Source organism: Flexivirga sp. B27 (assembly GCF_052905685.1).
In genome coordinates, this window is the sequence record NZ_JBPYUM010000005.1 from 207,542 (window position 1) to 227,911 (window position 20,370).

The window sequence follows — 20,370 nt, forward strand, 5'->3', positions numbered from 1 at the left end:
GACTCAGGAGTCTGCCCGCGATGACCGCCGCACCGGCGACCACGACCGACGCCCCCACACCCACCCCGCCGACCACTGCGGCACCGACAGCCCGACCCACACCGGTCGGGCGTGTCTACCGCTTCGAAGTGGCAAAACTGTTGTCCCAGTGGCGAATCCGTGTGCTGGTCGCCGCCTGCTGGATCGCACCCGCATTGTTCGTCGCGGGCGTCAGCCAACAGAGCAGCCTGCCGGTCGACACGCTCTTCGGCCGCTGGATGGACACGACCGGGTGGGCGGGACCGCTGGTGACGCTCGGCTTCTCCGGCACTTGGGCACTGCCGCTGCTCACGTCGGTCGTCGCAGGTGACATCTTCACCTCCGAGGACCGCCTCGGCACCTGGCGGCACCTGCTGGTCGCGGTGCGTTCACCCGGGCGGATCTTCGCCGCGAAGGGGCTGTCCAGTCTGACCGTCCTGCTGGCGATGATCGCCGGGCTGGCGATCTCCAGCTCGGTCGCCGGTGTCCTCGTCGTCGGCAACAACCCGCTCATCGGCCTGGACGGACACACGCTGTCCGCCGGCGAGGCCGCCGTCCGGGTCGCGCTCGCGTGGGCCTGCGTGCTCGCCCCGACCCTCGCGCTGGCCGGCCTCGGCCTGCTCGGGTCGGTGCTCTTCGGCCGCTCGCCGATGGGCCTGCTGCTGCCCGCGGTCGTCGCGTTCGCCATGCAACTGGCGCTGATGCTGCCGCTGCCCGTCGCCGTCCGACTGGCGCTGCCGGGCTCGGCATTCCTGTCCTGGAACGGCCTGTTCACCGAGCCGGCGCAACTGGGGCCGATCCTCGTCGGCGTCGTCGTCAGCCTGGTCTGGGCGGTTGCCGCGACAGCGCTGGCCTACACGGTCTTCGTGCGCCGCGACTTCAGCGGCAACGGTCACGACACCGCCGGTCGCCGGGCTATCACCATCGGCCTGACGCCGATCGCCGCGCTGCTGGTCCTCGGCATCGCCGCGATCGCGCCATTCAGCTCGGTGACCGACAGCGGCATCACCCAGGCAAAGGTGAACCGTTCTGTCGCAACGGCTTTCGCCCACCTCTACCGCCTGCAGACCACGCAACTGCACCGGCCGGCCGTCACCGAGCAGCAGCTGCGAACCTCCGCCGCCTGCAACCGCGGCGGTGGCAGCCGGACCCCCGAAGGCGCCGGCAACGACTGGCGCTGCGTGGTCAGCTGGCGGCTGCCCGGGTCCACCGCGGTCGGCCGGGCGATCTATCAGCTGGACCTGCACCCCGACGGTCGCTTCATGGCCGACGGCGACGGCCCCAAGCAGGTCAACGGCTACTTCCTCGTGCGCACACCGGATGGCGATGCGCCCAACCCCCTGTGGCAGTTCGACGCCAACGTCGACCTGCTGTCCACCCCGAAGTGAGAGGCACCGTCATGCAGGTCACGCGACGCCGTCGCAGTGCAGCAACCCCGTCGACCCACAAGGAACGGACCCACCGGAAGTTCCGCATCGCCATCGCCGGGGCCGCGGTCCTCACCGTGGCCACCGGCGGCATCGCAGCCGCCGCACCCTCCGGACCGTTCGGCGACCACCAGGTCGGCGCGACATACAAGAACGGTCAGCTGGTCTCGGACAACCAGTACATCAAGCCGATCGGCAAGCGCCTGGTGACCGACGAGGGCAAGTACATGGGCTCCACGGTCAGCCCGGACGGGCGGTATGTCGCCGCGACCAGCACCGACAAGAGCATCGCGCTGCAGATCGTGGATCTGAAGAGCTACAAGGTCGTATGGCGCGTGGGCAAGACCACGGACGCCAACCAGAAGATCACCGACGTCTCGGTCGGCCAGGAGGGCCCGACCTGGTCGCCGGACGGCAAGACCCTCTGGCTGCCGCAGAAGGACGGACTGACCAAGTTCCCGGTCTACTCCAACGGCGCCCTCGGCAAGCCGACGACCGTCGCCTTCCCCAAGGTCGACGAGTTGTCCGCGCTGCCGGGCAAGGCGGCTTACTCCGCGGACGGCAACACCCTCTACGTCCCGCTCAACGGTCAGAACACCGTGGTCGCGGTCGACCCCGAGACCGACAAGGTGACCAAGACCTGGGACGTCGGCATCGCGCCCCGCCAGATCCTGACGATTGGCAACACGCTCTACGTCAGCAACGAGGGCGGACGCCGGGCCGGTGGCGGTGACTCCACCATGACGTCATACGGCACGGACGTCCCGGCCGACGGCTACAAGGGCACCTCGACCACCGGCACGCTGAGCGTGATCGACGCCAAGGACCCGGACGCGAAGCCGGACCAGATCACCGTCGGCCTGCACCCGACCGACCTCTACCGCGCCGGCAAGACGCTGTATGTCGCCAACACCAACAGCGACACCGTGTCGGTCGTGGACACGGCCAAGAACAAGGTCGTGCAGACCATCAACACCCAGCCGTGGGCATCCTCCACGACCGGGTATGCACCGACCGGGATCACCAAGGTCGGCCAGCGGTTGCTGGTCACGCTGGGCCGCGCGAATGCCGTCGCGGTCTACCGCGTCGCCAAGGACCCCAAGGAGCCGGCGCGCTACATCGGCCTGCTGCCGACCGACTACTACCCGGCCGCGATCGCCAACGTGAGGGGCAAGATCGTGGTGACCAACACCCGGGGCGTCGACGCGCGCGGCCCGGAGCTCACCTTCGACAAGGGGCCCGGCACCGAGCCCGCCGTCGGGCACGGCACGCACAGCACGACCGGATCCTTCACCCGCTTCACGCTGCCCGGCGACAAGCAGATCACGAAGAACACCAACAAGGTCTTCGCGCAGAACGCCTGGGACAAGAACACCGTCAAGCAGGCACGCGGCGCCCGCAGCGCCGCAGTCCCGGTCCCGAAGCGGGTCGGTGACCCGTCGACGATCAAGCACGTCTTCCTGCTGGTCAAGGAGAACCGCACCTACGACCAGGTGTATGGCGACATGAAGAAGGGCAACGGCGACAAGGGCCTGGCGCAGTTCGGCAAGAACGTCACGCCGAACCAGCACAAGCTCGCCGGCCAGTTCGGGCTCTACGACAACGTCTACGACATCGGCACCAACTCGGCCGAGGGCCACAACTGGATGATGCAGGGCGACAACCCCGAATACACCGAGTCCAGCGCCGGCGAATACACCCGCAGCTACGACACCGAGCAGGACGTCCTGGGCCACCAGCGCTCCGGCTTCCTGTGGACCTCGGTGCAGTCGGCGGGCAAGTCCGCGAAGAACTTCGGTGAGTTCATCTACACCGAGGGCAAGCCGGAGAACTCCACCTGGCAGCAGTACTACTGCGCGGCCAAGTCCGTGCAGGCCGGCGGCGACGCGGGGCAGCTGACGACCCCGGCGCTGAAGGGCAACTACGGCTCGGTGATCCCGTCACTGAACGCGATCACCAACCCGACCTCGCCGCCCTTCGACACCAGCATCCCCGACCTCTACCGCTACCAGATCTGGAAGCAGAACTTCGCCAAGAACGGCCCGGCCGGGCTGAACATGATGTGGCTGTCCAGCGACCACACCGGCGGTCCGGTGGATCCGCGCGCGCAGGTGGCCGACAACGACCTCGCGGTCGGCCGGATCGTCGACACCATCTCGCACAGCAAGTATTGGAAGGACTCGGCGATCTTCGTCGTGGAGGACGACAGCCAGAACGGCGCCGACCACGTCGACGGGCACCGCGCACCGGTGCAGGTCATCAGCCCGTGGGCCAAGCACGGCGCCGTCGTCAGCAGCTACTACTCGCAGCTGAACATCGTGCGCACCATCCAGCAGATCCTCGGCGCGCAGCCGCTGAACCAGAAGCTGGCGGCTGCCACACCGATGTATGACGCCTTCACGAACAAGGCCGACACCACGCCATACAACGCGGTCGACAACCAGGTGCCGCTCACCGAAGGCATCGAGGACACGCCGTCGTGTGGCCTGGACACCCTGGGCAAGAAGGGCGCCGAGGCCAAGAAGGTCAACGCAGCGGCCGCCAAGCGCACCACGGTGCCGGCGGCGAAGCGGGCCCTGGCGAAGAAGTGGAACAAGTGGGCCCAGAACCAGCACTTCACCGGCCCGCTGGCACGTCCGGACTACGCCAGCCCCGACCAGATGAACCGCTGGACCTGGTATCAGGACCACAACTGGTCCAAGCCCTACCCGGGTGACAGCAGGTTCTACGCGCCGAACGACGTGCCCGGCGGCGGCATACCTGCTGCAGCCGAGGACGACTGAGGCACCGCACCATCACGGCCCCGGACGGCTCAGCCGTCCGGGGCCGTCACTTTTGCGGTCGTCGAGCCCCTGGGGCCGCCACTTTCCAGGTCGTGGGCGGATTATTCGGACTCACCTGCATTCCCGTACGTTTAGTGCTATGCGAACTGTCACACGAATCTCCCAGCTCTCCGTCGCCGCGGCGCTCGGCCTGACCCTCGCCGCGTGCGGCTCCAGCTCCAGCAACGGTGGCAGCGGCTCCCCGTCGGACACCCCGAAGCAGTCGGCGGCGACCAGCGGGCCGGCGCAGTCCGGTTCGATCGCCTCCGGTGAGCCGACGCCGGGCTCGGGCAGCTCGGGCGAGTCGTCGCAGTCCTCCGCAGCGACCTCCGACAGCAGCAACCAGGCCGGTGTGCCCGACGGCAAGACGCTGATGCACCAGTCGCGTGCGGCATACCGCAAGGCGAAGTCGGCGCACCTGCACGCCCGGATCAAGCAGGACGCCGGGTTCGAGACCGTCGACATCAAGGGCACGGTCGACGGCAGCAACCAGGAAGCCACCATCGCCCAGGAGGGCCAGGGCTCGGCGACCTTCCGCACCGTCTCCAACAAGACGTACGTCAAGGCGAACAAGCAGTTCTGGACCACTGCGGGCAAGGTGCAGCCGACGATCGCGGCGAAGGTTGCCGACAAGTGGGTCATCGCGCCGCCCTCGACCAAGGCGAAGCTGTCCAGCGTCACGATCAAGTCCTTCCTCGACAGCGTGCTGGGCGAGGACAACATCAGCGACAGTGACTTGGAGAAGTCGAAGACCGAGAAGTCCAGCTACAAGGGCAAGGACGTCTACGTGCTCACCGATGAGGGCTCGGACGGCGGGAGCGTCACGTTCGCCGCCGACAGCAAGGACTTCCTGCGCCTGCTGCCGCCCGCCGACCAGAGCGACGAGGGCGAAGTGACCGCCGACGGCTGGAACACCCAGCCGAGCGTGTCGGCCCCGGCCGGCGCCATCGACCCCAAGACGGTCAAGTAAACCCAGCACGAAAACAAGCGGCCCGGTGAGCGTGATGCTCACCGGGCCGCTTCTGTATGCCGGGCCGACGGGCTCGCCGATGCTGCGCGGAGAAATCCGCTTGGTCGACCTGGACCCTGCCCGCGGCAGCGAAGCCAACAACCTACGACCGGCAGTGATCGTGAGTAATGGTCGCGCCAACTTGTGGACAAAGGTGGTCACACGAAGGGGATGTGGATAACACTGGTGCACGAAAAGCGTTGCGCAACAATATGATTCATGAAATACTCGAACACATGGACGATATACTACAGGACGCGACAGGGGGCGATGGCGCCCTCGACGCACCTGCAGTGAATGCCTTCCGCGACCGACTCGACGGCCCTGTCACCGATGGTGACCTACTGGCGGAGTTGCGGGCGTGCGAGGAGCTGAAGAACGCCGTGGCCGCTCGGCAGGCCCGCCTCGCCGTGGCCGTGCACGAAAGTCAGTCAGCACGTGATGTGCCGCGCGGGATCTCCAAGGCCGACACCGCCCGACATGTCGGCTCGCAGATCGCGCTCGCCCGACGATGCGCCCCGCACCTGGGATCCCGGTTGCTCGGGCTCGCGCACGCCATTGTGGACGAGATGCCACACACTCAGGCGGCACTGACCGCCGGAGTGATCACCGAGTGGGACGCGACCATGCTGTGTCGCGAGACAGCCTGCTTGACCCGTGCGGACCGCGCCACCGTGGACGCTGCGGTCGCCGACCAACTCGGCACGGTCAGTCACCAACGCTTGGAGGCCGAAGCAAGGAAGCACGCCTACCAAACCGACCCGGCCGCGGTCACCGCGCGACGGGCGCGTGCCGAGTCCGAACGCCGCGTCAGCCTGCGCCCGGCACCGGACTGCATGACCCGGCTCAGCGCACTACTACCCGTCAAGGACGGCGTCGCCTGCTTCGCAGCGCTGTCGGCCTTCGCCGACGCCGCCGCGACGCCGGAGCATCCGCGCGGGCAACTCATGGCCGACGCTCTCGTCGCCCGCGTCACCGGACGGGGCACCGGCGGCCAGACTGCAAACACGGACGCGCCTGCCGGCACAGAGAATCCGCCCGCTGCTGCTGCACCTGCATCGCCTGAGGCGTCTGACGGGTCCGGATCGCCGGCAACGACCGCCTCACCGAGGAGTCCGAAGGGCTCACCGAAGCCGCAGATACGGGTCAACCTGCTGATGCCCCTGGACACCCTGACCGGCGACGTGCCCGCCTATCTGCCCGGATACGGCCCGATCCCGGCCGACCTCGCCCGCCAGTGGTTGACCGACCCCGACCTCGCAGTCCAGGTGCGACGCATCTTCGCCTTCCCCGACACCGGCGACCTGGTCGGCATGGAGTCCCGAGCCCGCACCTACCGAGGTCTGTTGGCCGCATTCATCAAGCTGCGCGACCAGACCTGCCGCACCCCGTTCTGCACGGCACCGATCCGGCACACCGACCACATCCGATCCCACGCAAACGGCGGACCCACCAGCGAACGCAACGGCCAAGGCCTCTGCGAACGATGCAACTACGCCGAGGAACACCCCGACCACCACACCACCGGTCACGCCGGCGAAACCACCACCAGCGCCGGCACTCTCACCGCAACCAGCCGACCACCCGCACCACCCGGGATGCCACCACCCACCAGGTCACACGTCGAACGAACCCTCATCGACATCACCTGGAGACACTGGACCAACTAGTCATTGTGTGGCCGCCGTACGTCACGCAGCAGTTCCGCGTTGCGCTCTCGTAGGGCTTGTGCACGCTCTTCGATTGTGGGCTCGCGGCGACGTCGATGTGCGGGAGCGGGCGGTGGCTTGGCTCGCGGGGCGGGAACCATCGGCTTGCCACCGATTGCTGCGATCCTCTCGGCACATGACGCGGGAAAACCAGTATCGAAGACGCTGTGGTCGGCCAACCCCACCGCAGTCGTTGAAGCAAACCTGCCGGGAGTCTGGACGTAATCGATGTCGCCCCACGGCGTGATCTTCGAGGCCCCCGGCGGGCGAATCCCATCGGTTCCCACAATCGCTCGCCGAATCCGCCGAAACTGCCACCACATGAGCAAACTTGCGTAGCCGCCTTCTGTTCAAGCGCCACCGAAGAGAGTTGCCGTCGTCGATGACGTAGCCATCGGCGGTAGTACCGACAACTCGGTCGCTTGGCTCCTCAGACACGGCCCGGTGAGCGTGATGCTCACCGGGCCGCTTCCGTATGCCGCTACGGGTATGCCGCGAAGGCTCAGGCGCCGGCCAGCGCCTCCTCCCGCTCGGTCGAACGGGTCGCGAGCTGCTCGGCCAGCCCCTCACCCTCGACGTCGACCCGCGGCAGGATCTTGTCCAGCCACTTCGGCAGCCACCACGCCTTGTCGCCCAGCAGATACATGATCGCCGGGATCAGCACCATGCGGACGATGAACGCGTCGAAGAAGACTGCCGCCGCGAGCGCGAAGCCCATCGACTGGATCAGGCTGTTGTCCTGCAGCATGAACGCGGCGAAGACCGAGATCATGATCGTCGCAGCGGCGGCCACGACCCGGGCACCATGCCGGAAGCCGTCCACGATCGCCTCGCGCGCCGACGCGCCGTGCACGTAGGACTCACGCATTCGCGTCACCAGGAAGACCTGATAGTCCATCGCCAGACCGAAGACGATCCCGATCAGGATGATCGGCATGAAGCTGACGATCGGTGCGCCCTCGACCAGACCGAACGTGCCCTTCTGGAAGATCTCCACCGTGGCACCCAGGGTCGCCAGCACCGACAACAGGAAGCCGAGTGTGGCGGTCAGCGGCACCAGGATCGACCGGAAGACGATCATCAGCAGGATGAACGCCAGGCCGATGACGACCGCGAGGTACTTCGGCAGTGCGTCGGTCAGCTGGGTCGACACGTCGGTCTGCACCGCGGTCGTGCCCGTGACACCCACCGTGGTGTCCGTCTTGGTCTCGATCGCGGACTGCCCGTCACGCAGCGTGTCCAGCAGGTCGAGGGTGGACTGATCGTCCGCCCCGCCCTGGGGGGTGATCAGGATCTGCGCGCCGGTCTTGTCCTGGTTGACCGCGACGATCTGCGCATTCACCACGTCCTTCTGACTACCGGCCCAGCCCATGACCTGGCCGTATGCCGCCATACGCTGCTGCTCGCCGGAGATCTTGCTGCCGTCGACGACCGTCAGCAGCGGTGCCTGCCGGCCGGCGCCGAACGCCTCGGTGATCATGTCGGCCGCCTGCCGCTGCGTCGTGGTCTTCGCGGCGGTGGAGTCGCTGGGCAGCGCCAGGTGCAGGCTCTTCATCGGCAACGCGAGGGCGCCCAGCACGACGACGACCAGCGCGACCACGATGGCCGGCTTCTTGCCGACGAGCTTCGCCCAGCGGACACCGTTGTTGGTGGCCTTGCCGTCCTCGGCGATCTTGTCCTGCCACTTGCGCAGCTGCCCGCCGAAGGCCTTGGTCTTCAGCATGCCGAGCACGGCCGGCAGCAGGGTGAGCGCGACACACACCGCGAAGAAGACCGAGCCGGCCGCGGCAAGACCCATCGAGGTCAGGAACGGAATGCCGACGACCGACAGCGCACACAGTGCGATCAGCACCGTCAGGCCGGCGAAAACGACTGCGCTGCCTGCCTTTCCGACTGCCAACCCGGCAGCGTGCGCCCGATCGTCGGTCTCCCGAAGCTCCGTGCGGTAGCGCGCCAGGATGAACAACGTGTAGTCGATGCCGACCGCGAGCCCGATCATCGTGGCCAGGATCGGTGTCGTGGTGCCGATGGTGGTGAAGCCGGTGGCGAACTGGATCGCGAGCTCACCCATCAGCACGCCGACACCCGCGGAGATGATCGGCATACCTGCTGCGACCAGTGACCCGAAGGTGATGAACAGGACGAATGCCGCGACGAGGACGCCGAGCAGTTCGCTCTTGCCGCCGGTCTCCGGCATCGCCTGCATGCCGGACCCGTTGACCTCGGCGCGCAGCCCGTCCGCACGAGCGCCGTCGAGTGTCTTGATCACGTCGTCCTGGGTGCTGGCCTTGACGTCAGCGACGGTGTCGACCTTGAAGTTCCAGGTGATCGTGCCGGTGCGGCCGTCCTTGGACAGCGGTGACACCGCCTGCGCGTTCTTCTTCGCGGCGGCCTGCTGCTGAGGGCTGTCGCCGGCCTGCTTCAGGATCTGCCCGCTCTGCGCCTTGGCGGCCACGACCGGGTTCATCGGCTGGGCCTTGGGGTCGGTCGGCATCTGCGGGACCTTCTTCAGGTCCGTGATGAGGTCGTTGACCGCGTTCTTGTACTTCGCCTCCTGCAGGGTGTGCCCCTTCGGCGCGGAGACGACCACTGTCGCGGCCGCCTGGTCCTGCACGTCACCGGTGCCCGGGAAGAGTTTCTGCTGCATCGACTGGGCCTGCAGCGACGGGATGCCGGGAATGCTGAACTTGTCGACCATCGGCTTGCTGACGCCGACCGCGACGGCGCCGAAGCCGACCAGCACGACCGCCCAGGCGGCGATGAAGATCGGCCAGCGGCGATAGGCCGCGTGGCCGAGTCGATAGAGCAAGGAAGCCATGAAGATCCTTCGATGGGTGGGTCGGGCGTGGGTTTGTGGTGGGTCGGTGGGTATGTCGCAGCTGCGACGCCGGGCGTCAGCGCAGCAATCTGCGCAGCGTGCGCAGGTTGTCCAGGAAGATGTCGGCGATGTCACGCCCGTCGGCGCTCTCGCTGAAGCGGTCCAGCGAGATCTTGAAGGTCACCGCGAGCGCACCGAGCAGCAGATGCAGCTCGACGTCGTCGGTCGACCGTCCGGCGCGCTGGGCGAGCAACTCGACGATTCCTTCGGCGAAGCCTTCGAACTGCTCCTGGGCGGCGAGGATCAGCTTGGGGTTGACGCGGAAGCACCGCTGCCCGAGTGCCCAGTCGTCCCGGTCGAGCGGGACCTCCGCGGTGGCTCGCAGCACACCCAGCGCCAACGCGCCCACGTCGTCGACGAACTCCCCCGTAGGGCCGCCGGCGAGAAACGTGTCGATGTCGTCCTGGGTCAGCTGCGGGCCACCGCCGAGCGTTGCCTCGAGCTTGCCGTCGAAGTAGTTGAACAGCGTGCGCCGGGAGACGCCCGCCTTCGCGGCCAGCTCGTCGAGCGTGAACTCGTCATACCCCTTGTCGGCCGCGAGTTCGCGTGCGGCTCGGGTGATGGCGTATGTCGTCCGCGCTCGCTTCTCGGACATCGGCACAGCGATGCGCAGCTGCGATGTGGTGTCCGGGGAAGTCGTCTGTAGCACGTCGCCAATTTTTGCCCTTTTGATACCGAAAGTGCAAATTCGTCGGATGTGATCTGCGTCGCACCCCGATGCGGCGGATCACGGCGGCCGCGATGCCCGATTCGGCCCGCGGCGGTGGGTACGTTGGACGCGTCGCCGCTCACCAGGTTGGATGGAGGGCGACAGCGGGCGCCGGGTAGGGGCCTGAACGACTTGAGGAGGGAACGTATGTCGACGCCCACAGGTGGCTCGTGGAACAACGATCAGCAGGGGCAGGGTGCCCCGCAGGGCGGCCAGGGCTACCAGGGACAGAGCCTGGGTCAGGGTTACGGCCAGAGCCAGCCGCAGCAGCCGGACTACGGTCAGCAGCCGCAGCCGGCATACGGCCAGCCGCAGAGCGGCCCCCAGGCGCCGCAGGGTTACGGCCAGCCGGGTGACCAGCAGCAGGCCGGCCAGGGACAGCACGCACAGCAGGGTGGCTTCGCCTCGCAGGCACAGCACGCCGGCCAGCAGTTCGGCTCCGATGCCGGTCAGGTCGTGTCCGGTGCGGGCGAAGGCGTCGGGGACCTCTTCTCCGACCTGCAGTTCAAGAAGTCGCTGACCGAGAAGATCGCCAGCCTGACCTTCCTGGGCGTGATCATCTGGGCGGTCCTGAACTTCATCAGCAGCCTGACCTACAACTTCGGCAGCCAGGACTTCGGCGGCCAGGACGTCAAGAACATGAGCACCTTCGCCGGGATCATGCACACGATCTCGGACCTGGTGTGGCTGATCGTGATCGTCGCGATCGTGCGCCTCGCGCTGGAGCTGGCGATCAACGTCGCGCGCATCGCGCAGCGCAACAAGAGCTGAACCACTCCGCCATACAAGCGATGAAGCGGCCGCACCCGATCGGGTGCGGCCGCTCTCATGTGTCTGGCCAGTGTGTGTATGTCGGGCGAGCCGGTCAGGCAGGTGTGCCGCCCGCTTGGTACGGCGCGAGCACCGCGGCGAGCACCCGGGTCACCGGGGTCGGCACGCCGGCCGCCTCACCCATCGCGACGACCCCTCCACCGAGCCAGGGCAGCTCGAGCGGATTGCCGTGGGTGAGGTCGTGAAACATGGACGAGCTCATCGTCTCCGGGAGCGTGTCGATGAACGCCAGCTGCCCGTCGACGTAGTCCGCCGGCAGTCGGACGTCGCGCGCGTGCGCGACCGCCACGGCTTCGGTCATCACCTCGGTCAGCAGACGACGGGTCGGCTCGTGCGCGCGCAGCACTCCGACCGGCTGCCGGGTCGCGCTGGTCACCGAGGAGAGCGCGACGAGGAAGACGAACTTGCGCCACAGGTCGGCCTCGATGTCGTCACTCACCTCGACCTCGACGTCCGCGTCGGCGAACGCCTGGCGGATCGCCGGCACGCTGCCGGTGGACCGGCCGTCATACGCGCCGAAAACGACGCGGGCCATCGCCCCGTTGTGTCGTATGACGCCAGGCTCCTCGATGGCGGCGGCGATGTAGCACAGGCCGCCGAGGATCTCCGCGTCCGCCAGCTGACCGCGGAGGATCTCGTCCTTCTGCACGCCGTTCTGCAGGGAGAGCACCGCCGGCGCTGCGCCGGGCAGCTGGGCAAGCTCGCGCGCGATGTTCTCGGTCTCGCCGAGTTTCACCGCGACGAGCGCCAGATCGACCTCGCCGATCTCCCGGATCGCGTCGGTCGCCTCGACCGACGGCAGCCGCACCGGGCGGTGCTCGCTGAGGACGGTCAGCCCGTCCTGCCGCAGCGCCGCGAGCTGTCGGCCGCGCGCCACGAAGATCACCTCGTGGCCGGCCGCTGCCAGCTGTGCGCCGAAGTAGCCGCCGACGCCGCCGGCCCCGATCACTGCGATCCGCATGTGTTTCCTTCGTCCGATCCGAATCCCTTCCGGTCAACCGTGGCGCTGGCGCCGTGATTCCGGGACACTGGCAGGACCGTGATACAACAGACTTGAACATTTTCAAACGTTCAACTACGTGATGGGGAGACCCGATGGAGCGCACGGAGGGACGTCTGGCCGACGGCCGCCAGATCCTTTGGTACGACGCCGACGGCACCGACCGGACCGCCGTCCCGGATGAGCGCGATCTGCCCACGACGGTCACCGGCTCGCAACTGCGGCTCGACCCGCTGACCGGCGAGTGGATCGCCGTCGCGTCGCACCGGCAGAGTCGCACCTACATGCCGCCGGCCGACCAGTGCCCGCTGTGCCCGTCGCGCGACCACCTGTCCGAGGTGCCGTCATCGGAGTATCAGGTCGTGGCGTTCGAGAACCGTTTCCCGTCATACGAGTTGAGCGCGGAGTTGGACCTCGGTCTCGATACAGCCTCCTCCGCTCCGTCACCCCACGAAGTTCTCCGCTCGTCCCTCGCTCCGATACTTCGCGGGGACCCCGACTCGCTCCCCCGGCCACTCGACCAGCAGTCTGGGCGGCTTCAGCAGATGCGCGCCGGGCGCGGGCGCTGCGAGGTGGTGTGCTTCACCAGCGACCACAACTCGTCGTTCGCGCAGCTGGCACCGGCGCAGGCCCGGCTGGTCGTCGACACGTGGGCCGACCGCACGACCGACCTCAACGCGATGGACGGGGTCGAGCACGTCTTCCCCTTCGAAAATCGCGGCAAGGAGATCGGCGTCACCCTGCAGCACCCGCACGGACAGATCTACGCCTACCCGTTCGTCCCGCCGCGGGCGGCGACCGAGCTGGAGCACGCGCAGGCCTACCTCGACGAGCACGGGCAGAGCTTGTTCGGCGACATCATCGCCAGCGAATCCGCAGCAGGCACAAGGGTTGTCGCGGAAAACACGGAGTGGATCGCGTTCGTGCCGTTCGCCGCGCGCTGGCCGATCGAGGTGCACTTCTACCCCAAGCGGCAGGTGCCCGACATCCCCGCACTCGACGACGCCGCACGCGACGGGTTTGTGCAGATCTACCTCGACGTGCTGCAGCGCTTCGACAGGTTGTATGACGAGCCGACCCCTTACATCGCGGCCTGGCAGCAGGCTCCGGCGTCGTCGCACCGCGACGTGGCGTGGCTGCACCTGGAGCTGTATTCGATCCGCCGCGCCGAAGGCAAGGTGAAGTATCTCGCCGGCTCCGAGTCGGGGCAGGGGGCCTTCGTCAACGACGGGCTCCCCGAGGACGTGGCGCAGCGACTGCGGGACGCAAACGCATGAGCGACAGCGTGATTCGGACGCCGGATTCGGTCGACTTCGACGAACTGGTCGACCGCTTCCGCCAGTTGTATGACGCCGAACCCGACGGCGTGTGGGCCGCACCTGGCCGGGTCAACGTGGTCGGCGAACACACCGACTACAACGGCGGATTCGTGCTGCCCATCGCGCTCGCGCAGCACACGGTGGCAGCGGTCCACCGCCGCGATGACTCGCTGGTGCGGGTCGCTTCGACCTCGATGAACGACGGCGCCGCGGTCAGCGTGGACCTCACCGACGTCACCGAGGGTGGTGACTACGGCTGGGCGGCATACGTCGTGGGCGTGGGGTGGGCCGCCGCGCAACGCGACCTGCCGACGACCGGCCTCGACATCGCGCTCGACTCGAATGTCCCTGTGGGTGCAGGCCTTTCGTCATCTGCTGCGCTCTCCTGCGTCATCGCGCGCGCCTGGTCGGACCTGCTCGGCTGGGGGCTCGACGAGCAGACGGTCGCCGATCTGGGGCGGGACGCCGAGAACAAGATCGCCGGTGCGCCGACCGGTCTGATGGACCAGCTGGCATCGGTCTGCGGGCAGGAGGGCCACGCGATGCAGATCGACACCCGCGCGGTGACGATCACCCAGGTGCCCTTCGACCTGCCCACAGCGGGACTCACCCTGCTGGTCATCGACTCACGCACCGAGCACTCACACGCCGACGGCGAATATGCCGAGCGGCGGCAGTCTTCCCAGGAGGCCGCCCTGCGGCTCGGGGTGCGGGAGTTGCGCGACGTGCCGCTCGAGAGCCTGGCCACCACGCTGGACAAGCTGCCTCCGCTGTTGCGCCGTCGTGCACGTCACGTGGTGACCGACTCCGCTCGCGTGGAGGAGGCCGGCAAGCTGCTGCTCGCCGGGGACGACCCGCGCCGAATCGGCCCGCTGCTCAACGCATCTCACGCATCGATGCGTGACGACTACGAGATCACCGTGCCCACCGTCGACACACTGCAGGAAGCGGCCGTGGCGGCAGGAGCGCACGGGGCGCGGATGACCGGTGGCGGTTTCGGCGGCTGTGTGATCGCACTGGTCGACCAGGACGAGGCCGAGTCCGTCGCCCGTGCCTGCGTCCGCGCGGCCGCCGACCGTGAGCACCCGACCCCTGCGATCTTCCGGGCTGTCGCGAGCGGGGGCGCGGACCGGATCCGGTGACGTAGGGTCGGTGTGATGAGTGCTTCCACCGCGCCCTACACCGTCTGCTTCGTGTGCTCGGGCAACATCTGCCGCTCCCCGATGGGAGAAGTCATCCTCCGGTCAATGCTCGACGAGGCCGGCCTGGGCGATCAGGTCACCGTGGACTCCGCCGGCATCGGCGACTGGCACGTCGGCCAGGGCGCCGACCCACGCACCATCGCAGCGCTCAGCCGCGGTGGTTATGACGGCAGCGCCCACCGGGCGCGCCAGTTCGAGGCGGCCGACCTGACCTCCCGCGACCTGATCCTGGCCGCCGACCGCGGTCACCTGCACGACCTGCTGCAGCTGCGCGACGAAGTGGACGCGACCGCCGAGACGCGACTGGTGCGAGAGTTCGATGCCGACGCGATGGCGGCCGGCGAGTTGGAGCTGGACGACCCCTACTTCGGCAACGCCACCGATTTCGACCGCTGCCGCGACGAGGTCGAGGCGGCCTGTCGCGGGGTGGTCGCCGAGTTGCGCGACCAGCTCGGGGCCTGACCCGGCGAAATATCGCTGGAGAGAGCCGGGGTCCCCGCGAAGTATCGGGGGAGCGAAGCGGAGGAGAACTTCGTGGGGTGGCCTCAGCCGACCGGCATGTCATAGCGGACGACGTCGGTCGCCCAGCGCAGGATCTCCAACTCGTCGACGGTGCCCTGCACCGGGCACGTCGGCATCGTGACGTAATACAAGGTCGCAACCACCAGCAGGCAGCGCGGGTCGGCCAACAACTGGGCGCGACGGTCGTCGCTCAGCCCCGGCTCCAGCAACTCCTCGACGTGCGCCTCGACGATCGCCTCGGCAATGTCGAGGTGCACGTGGGTCGCGACGGCGGTCCCCTCACCGGCGCGCAACTTCACCTCCACGACCTGCATCAGCCAGTGCAGCGCCGCGGGATCCCCGAGCATCGCCTTGGCAGTCTCCCGCGCCGCACGGAACGCAATCGAGTCACTCGGATCAGCAGTCATCTGCGGACACCTCCCCACGCTGTCCTTCATCATGCAGACACGGTATGGCGAGCAGCGCCCCCGGAACCGGTCGTTGGTGAAACCTTGGCAAAATCCTGACCGCCCACGTGCAGCTCTGGACGTGGCACCGGCCGAGATCTCGATGGCAGGCCGCCCTCCGATGCATCTAGGCTCCACGACATGAGCACTCGCACTTCGCCCTGGCCCGCCGGCACACCGTGCTGGGTCGACTGCGCCTTCGAGCCCGCCCACCGAGGCATGCACCACGCCCAGGACTTCTACGAGAAGCTCTTCGGCTGGGACGTCCAGCGCGACGACGAGCACGCCGACTACCGCGTATGCCGCAAGGACGACCTGCCGACGGCCGGCCTCGAGCACAAGAACGGCACCGACGCACCCCCGTTCTGGACGACCTACTTCGCCAGCGACGACATCGCGGCAACCTGTGCGGCGGTGACGGAGGCGGGCGGCCGGGTGCTCACCGAGGTCATCGACATCGAGGGTGTCGGCCGGTCCGCCTACTGCGCCGATCAGGCCGGCGCCTTCTTCGGCCTCTGGCAAGGCACCGGCCTGATCGGCTTCGGCCTGGTCAACGAACCCGGCGCAGTCGCCTGGAACGACCTGATGACGCGTGACCTCGAAGGCTCGAAAGCGTTCTACGCCAACGTTTTCGGTTACACCTACGACGACCGGGGCAGTGACTACGCCGTTGCGAAGCTCCCGACCGGGGAGACCGTTGCCGGCATACATCAGGCGGAGCAGCTGCCGGACGATGCACCGCCGTCGTGGCTGGTGCACTTCGCCGTCGCGGACCGCGACTCGTCGGCGCAGATCGCCCAGGAGCTCGGCGCCGCGATCCTGATGACCACGGACACGCCCTTCGGCCCGGAAGCGCTGCTGCAGGGACAGCACGGTGAGATCTTCACCGTCATCGCGATGGACGACACGGACAGCCCGGCGGACAACGACACCGACGACTCACCACCGTCGTCGTGACGCGGCGCGTCACGATCGTCGGTGGCGGCATCGCCGGGCTCACCCTCGCCGCCGCACTGGACCCGCAGCGCTTCGAGGTGACCGTCCGCGAGGCACAGCCAGAGCGTTCGGTGAGCGGGAGCGCACTGGGCATGTGGGGTGCGGCACGCAAGGTCTTGCAGGGACTCGGCGCGCTGCCGGACGTGTCGTTCCGGCCCACCGCCGGGTCGTTGCACCGCATCGACGGCCGGCGCCTGGTCACCGCACGCGGACCCGGCCCGGTGATGGTCGATCGGCCGACGCTGCTGGCGGCACTGGAAGGCGCCGTCCCCACATCGGTCACCCGCGTCACCGACGAGGTCACCGACCCGTCCTCACTCGACGCCGACCTGGTGATCGGCGCGGACGGTGTGCGCAGCCGTGTCCGTGGCCTGGTCGACGCGAGGGCCGCCGACCGAGTGGCCACGCCATACGTTGCACTGCGTGGAATCCGTTGCGGCGCACCGCAGCCCGACGAGGTCGGCGAATACTGGGGTGGCGGGCTCCTAGCCGGTGTCGTGCCGATCGCGGACGAGCGGACCTATTGGTTCACCACCCACCGCAGTGCGCTGGTCGAACCCTTCGAAGTCAGCCAGGTCCTGGACGAGGCCCGTGAGCGGTTCGTCACCGCGGCGCCGGTGGCCCGACGCCTGCTCGACAACGCCGGACCGGACACGCTCGCGACCGCGCTGTGGGTGACGCCGCCTATGCGTCGCTATGTGCACGGCCGGTATGCCGTCATCGGTGATGCCGCGCACGCGATGCTGCCCAACCTCGGGCGTGGCGCGTGCAGCGCGATCGTGGATGCGGCGACGCTCGCTGCCACGCTGAACTCCGGCGCCGACCTGCGCCGCTGGCAAGCAAGGCGCGTGCCGGCCACCCAGGCCGCACGGCTCGGGTCGTCCGCGATGATGCGCACCGCTCTGGCCATCCCGTAACGAACCCACGAAGTTCTCCCTGGAGTTTCTCCCTGCGCTCGCTGCCGGACGCGCGGCACGGGCGCCCGCGCCACTCTGGGACAATCGCCGCATGCGTTCGCTTGCTGATGCCAACCCGCCCATCGCGCTCGGCGCCCTGGACGGGCGTTACCGGGCCGCTGTCGCCCCGCTGGTCGACCACCTCTCCGAGGCCGCGCTCAACCGCGAGCGGGTGCACGTCGAGGTCGAGTGGCTGATCCACCTGACCGCCAACAACGCCGTGCCGGGCGTCCGCGCGCTGACCGAGGGTGAGATCGCCGGACTGCGCGACATACCAGCACAATTCGACACTGCAGACATCGCCGAGCTGGCCGACATCGAGCGTGAGACCGTGCACGACGTCAAGGCCGTCGAGTATTACCTGAAGCGGCGGCTCCCGCAGATCGTCGGCGCGGACGACGCCTCGGGACTGGCCGAGCTGATCCACTTCGCCTGCACCAGCGAGGACATCAACAACCTGTCCTACGCCCTGATGGTGCAGGGCGCGACGCGTGCCGTCTGGCTACCCAAGGCGACTGCCCTGGTTGACCAGATCGCCGCAATGGCAACCGAACTCGCCGACGTGCCGCTGCTGGCGCACACGCACGGGCAGCCCGCGACGCCCACCACGATGGGCAAGGAGCTGGCGGTCCTGGCGCACCGGTTGCGGCGTCAACTGCGACGGATCGAGGGCGCGGAGTACCTCGGCAAGATCAACGGCGCCACCGGCACGTATGGCGCGCACACCGCAGCCGTGCCCGAGACCGACTGGGTGTCGCTGTCCGGGGCCTTCGTGGAATCCCTTGGCCTGCAGTGGAATCCGCTGACCACGCAGATCGAGAGTCACGACTGGCAGGCCGAGGTCTACAGCGACATCGCCCGCTTCAACGCCATCCTGCACAACCTCGCGACCGACGTGTGGACCTACATCTCGATGGGCTACTTCGCCCAGTCCCGCGGTCAGGGGACCGTCGGATCGAGCACGATGCCGCACAAGGTCAACCCGATCCGCTTCGAGAACGCCGAGGCCAACCTCGAGGTCAGCAACGGCCTGCTCAATGTGCTGGCGAGCACATTGGTCACCTCGCGGATGCAGCGCGACCTGACGGACTCATCCATGCAGCGCAACATCGGCACGGCATACGGCCACTCGCTGCTGGCGATCGACAACGTCTCCCGCGGCCTCGCCGGGCTCGACGCGGCGCCGGACAAGATGGCCGCCGACCTCGACGCCAACTGGGAAGTGCTCGGCGAGCCGATCCAGTCCGCGATGAGAGCCCTTGGCGCACAAGGGGTTCCGGGGATGGAGCAGCCCTACGAGCGCCTCAAGGAGCTCACCCGCGGTCGCCGGATCACCGAGGCCGACCTGCGGGAGTTCGTCCGCGGCCTCGGACTGCCCGCGGAGGTCGAGCAGCGCTTCCTCACCATGACCCCGGCCACGTATGTCGGCCTGGCCCCGCAGCTGGTGAAGTTCCTGCAAGAGGACTGAACAGGGAGGAGGCCTCGAGACGTCCGCTCGTTCCTCACGGACTCCTCGGCCACCTCGAGTGCAAGGTGGCCGAGGAGCGAGGAACGAGCGTTTCGAGGTCCCGGGCTTGACCAACTTCTGACGAAACACTGACCGCACAGTCACCTGCGGGATTCTTACCATTGGCAGGGTCGCAGGATGAAAATTCTTACCCCTCGTTTCGGATTCGCCGTCGCCGCTGCCTCCCTCGTCGCAGGTGCAGGCATCGCCGCCACCCCGACCATCGCGCACGCCGCGCCGACGTATGCCGTCAGCGGGTCTGCATTCACGGCCGCGGCAGCCGACATACCGGACTGCGCACTGTCGTCGCTGCCGACGCAGGCGACCGACACGGCGAACCTCATCCAGGAGGGCGGCCCCTTCCCCTACCCGGACAATGACGGCGTCGTCTTCGACAACAGGGAAGGCATCCTGCCCGCCGAGGACAGCGGCTACTACCACGAATACACAGTGATCACACCGGGTTCGGATAACCGTGGCACTCGGCGCATCGTGACCGGCGGCAGCCCGCTGACCAGCCCGCCGGTCTGGTATTACACCGGCGACCACTACTCGTCGTTCTGCAAGATCACCGGCATCAACGGCGGCGGCGACCCCGGTGGCGTGCCCGACTGCGACGCGTCCTCCGTGCCTGACGAGGTCGCCGACACCGAGCAGCTGATCAAGGACGACGGGCCCTTCCCCTACTCGCAGGACGGCACTGTCTACGAGAACCGCGAGGGTCAACTGCCGGCCGAGGACACCGGCTACTACCACCTCTACACGGTGCCGACCCCCGGTGACGACACCCGCGGCTCGCGACGCATCGTCACCGGTGGCACGTCGACCACGAGCCCGGCTGCCTGGTACTACACGGCCAACGACTACTCGACCTTCTGCAAGCTCGCCGTGAACTGATTGCGAGCGCCGTCCGGGCCGGCATACCCGCACACGCCCCGACACTGGGGAGACTCGCGCACGCCCCCGGCCGGCACACCCGCACACACCCCGACACTGGGGAGACCTACGCACGCGCGACG

Annotated in this window: 17 protein-coding genes; 13 read left to right on the plus strand and 4 right to left on the minus strand. The window is 68.1% G+C overall.

Annotated features, from left to right (window positions below):
- Positions 1-20: 20 nt before the first annotated feature.
- The 5 genes from ACSZL9_RS17760 (at position 21) to ACSZL9_RS17780 (ending at position 6,946) form a co-directional block, all read left to right on the plus strand.
- Positions 21-1,406 (plus strand): ABC transporter permease, encoded by a 1,386-nt coding sequence (locus ACSZL9_RS17760; protein ID WP_446666849.1) that lies wholly within the window; start codon positions 21-23, stop codon positions 1,404-1,406.
- 11 nt (positions 1,407-1,417) lie between these two features.
- A complete protein-coding gene (locus ACSZL9_RS17765) occupies positions 1,418-4,228 on the plus strand; it encodes an alkaline phosphatase family protein (RefSeq protein ID WP_446666850.1) in 2,811 nt (936 codons plus the stop codon).
- Positions 4,229-4,367: 139 nt separating this feature from the next.
- A complete protein-coding gene (locus ACSZL9_RS17770; RefSeq protein ID WP_446666851.1) occupies positions 4,368-5,237 on the plus strand; it encodes a hypothetical protein in 870 nt (289 codons plus the stop codon).
- A gap of 79 nt (positions 5,238-5,316) precedes the next feature.
- Entirely contained in the window at positions 5,317-5,457 is a 141-nt protein-coding gene (locus tag ACSZL9_RS17775; protein ID WP_446666926.1) for a type II toxin-antitoxin system PemK/MazF family toxin, read from the plus strand.
- Positions 5,458-5,512: 55 nt separating this feature from the next.
- Entirely contained in the window at positions 5,513-6,946 is a 1,434-nt protein-coding gene (locus tag ACSZL9_RS17780; RefSeq protein WP_446666852.1) for a DUF222 domain-containing protein, read from the plus strand.
- Positions 6,947-7,487: 541 nt separating this feature from the next.
- Here the strand turns inward: ACSZL9_RS17780 and ACSZL9_RS17785 are convergent.
- Positions 7,488-9,803 carry an MMPL family transporter gene (locus ACSZL9_RS17785; RefSeq protein WP_446666853.1) on the minus strand — a complete coding sequence of 772 codons (2,316 nt, stop codon included), beginning with the start codon at positions 9,801-9,803 and terminating at the stop codon, positions 7,488-7,490.
- Between the two features lie 76 nt (positions 9,804-9,879).
- Positions 9,880-10,512, minus strand: coding sequence for a TetR/AcrR family transcriptional regulator (locus ACSZL9_RS17790; RefSeq protein WP_446666854.1), 633 nt, complete (start codon positions 10,510-10,512; stop codon positions 9,880-9,882).
- Positions 10,513-10,719: 207 nt separating this feature from the next.
- Here ACSZL9_RS17790 and ACSZL9_RS17795 point away from each other — a divergent pair, with 207 nt between their 5' ends.
- Positions 10,720-11,343 (plus strand): DUF4282 domain-containing protein, encoded by a 624-nt coding sequence (locus ACSZL9_RS17795; RefSeq protein ID WP_446666855.1) that lies wholly within the window; start codon positions 10,720-10,722, stop codon positions 11,341-11,343.
- Positions 11,344-11,437: 94 nt separating this feature from the next.
- Here ACSZL9_RS17795 and ACSZL9_RS17800 read toward each other — a convergent pair whose 3' ends face one another.
- On the minus strand, positions 11,438-12,364 hold the full coding sequence (locus ACSZL9_RS17800; RefSeq protein WP_446666856.1) for a ketopantoate reductase family protein: 927 nt from the start codon (positions 12,362-12,364) through the stop codon (positions 11,438-11,440).
- A gap of 134 nt (positions 12,365-12,498) precedes the next feature.
- Between ACSZL9_RS17800 and galT the strand changes: the two genes are divergently transcribed.
- From galT to ACSZL9_RS17815, 3 genes are read left to right on the plus strand one after another with little or no spacing between them, the layout of a single operon-like run.
- Complete coding sequence (gene galT / locus ACSZL9_RS17805) at positions 12,499-13,680, plus strand: galactose-1-phosphate uridylyltransferase (protein ID WP_446666857.1); 1,182 nt, start codon at positions 12,499-12,501, stop codon at positions 13,678-13,680.
- Positions 13,677-14,864 carry a galactokinase gene (gene galK, locus ACSZL9_RS17810; RefSeq protein WP_446666858.1) on the plus strand — a complete coding sequence of 396 codons (1,188 nt, stop codon included), beginning with the start codon at positions 13,677-13,679 and terminating at the stop codon, positions 14,862-14,864. The genes galT and galK overlap by 4 nt, the downstream gene beginning before the upstream one ends.
- A 15-nt stretch (positions 14,865-14,879) precedes the next feature.
- Positions 14,880-15,386 (plus strand): low molecular weight protein-tyrosine-phosphatase, encoded by a 507-nt coding sequence (locus ACSZL9_RS17815; protein WP_446666859.1) that lies wholly within the window; start codon positions 14,880-14,882, stop codon positions 15,384-15,386.
- Between the two features lie 83 nt (positions 15,387-15,469).
- Here ACSZL9_RS17815 and ACSZL9_RS17820 read toward each other — a convergent pair whose 3' ends face one another.
- Positions 15,470-15,853, minus strand: coding sequence for a hypothetical protein (locus ACSZL9_RS17820; RefSeq protein ID WP_446666860.1), 384 nt, complete (start codon positions 15,851-15,853; stop codon positions 15,470-15,472).
- Positions 15,854-16,033: 180 nt separating this feature from the next.
- On the opposite strand from ACSZL9_RS17820, the gene ACSZL9_RS17825 reads away from it, so the two are divergent.
- The 4 genes from ACSZL9_RS17825 (at position 16,034) to ACSZL9_RS17840 (ending at position 20,248) form a co-directional block, all read left to right on the plus strand.
- Positions 16,034-16,849 (plus strand): VOC family protein, encoded by an 816-nt coding sequence (locus tag ACSZL9_RS17825; protein ID WP_446666861.1) that lies wholly within the window; start codon positions 16,034-16,036, stop codon positions 16,847-16,849.
- Positions 16,846-17,805 (plus strand): FAD-dependent monooxygenase, encoded by a 960-nt coding sequence (locus tag ACSZL9_RS17830; protein ID WP_446666862.1) that lies wholly within the window; start codon positions 16,846-16,848, stop codon positions 17,803-17,805. Before ACSZL9_RS17825 ends, ACSZL9_RS17830 begins: the two co-directional genes overlap by 4 nt.
- Before the next feature lie 91 nt (positions 17,806-17,896).
- The gene (purB, locus tag ACSZL9_RS17835) at positions 17,897-19,312 is read left to right on the plus strand and encodes an adenylosuccinate lyase (RefSeq protein ID WP_446666863.1); all 1,416 of its coding nucleotides are present in this window, start codon (positions 17,897-17,899) and stop codon (positions 19,310-19,312) included.
- A 177-nt stretch (positions 19,313-19,489) separates the two neighbouring features.
- Positions 19,490-20,248 (plus strand): ribonuclease domain-containing protein, encoded by a 759-nt coding sequence (locus tag ACSZL9_RS17840; protein ID WP_446666864.1) that lies wholly within the window; start codon positions 19,490-19,492, stop codon positions 20,246-20,248.
- Positions 20,249-20,370 lie beyond the last annotated feature (122 nt).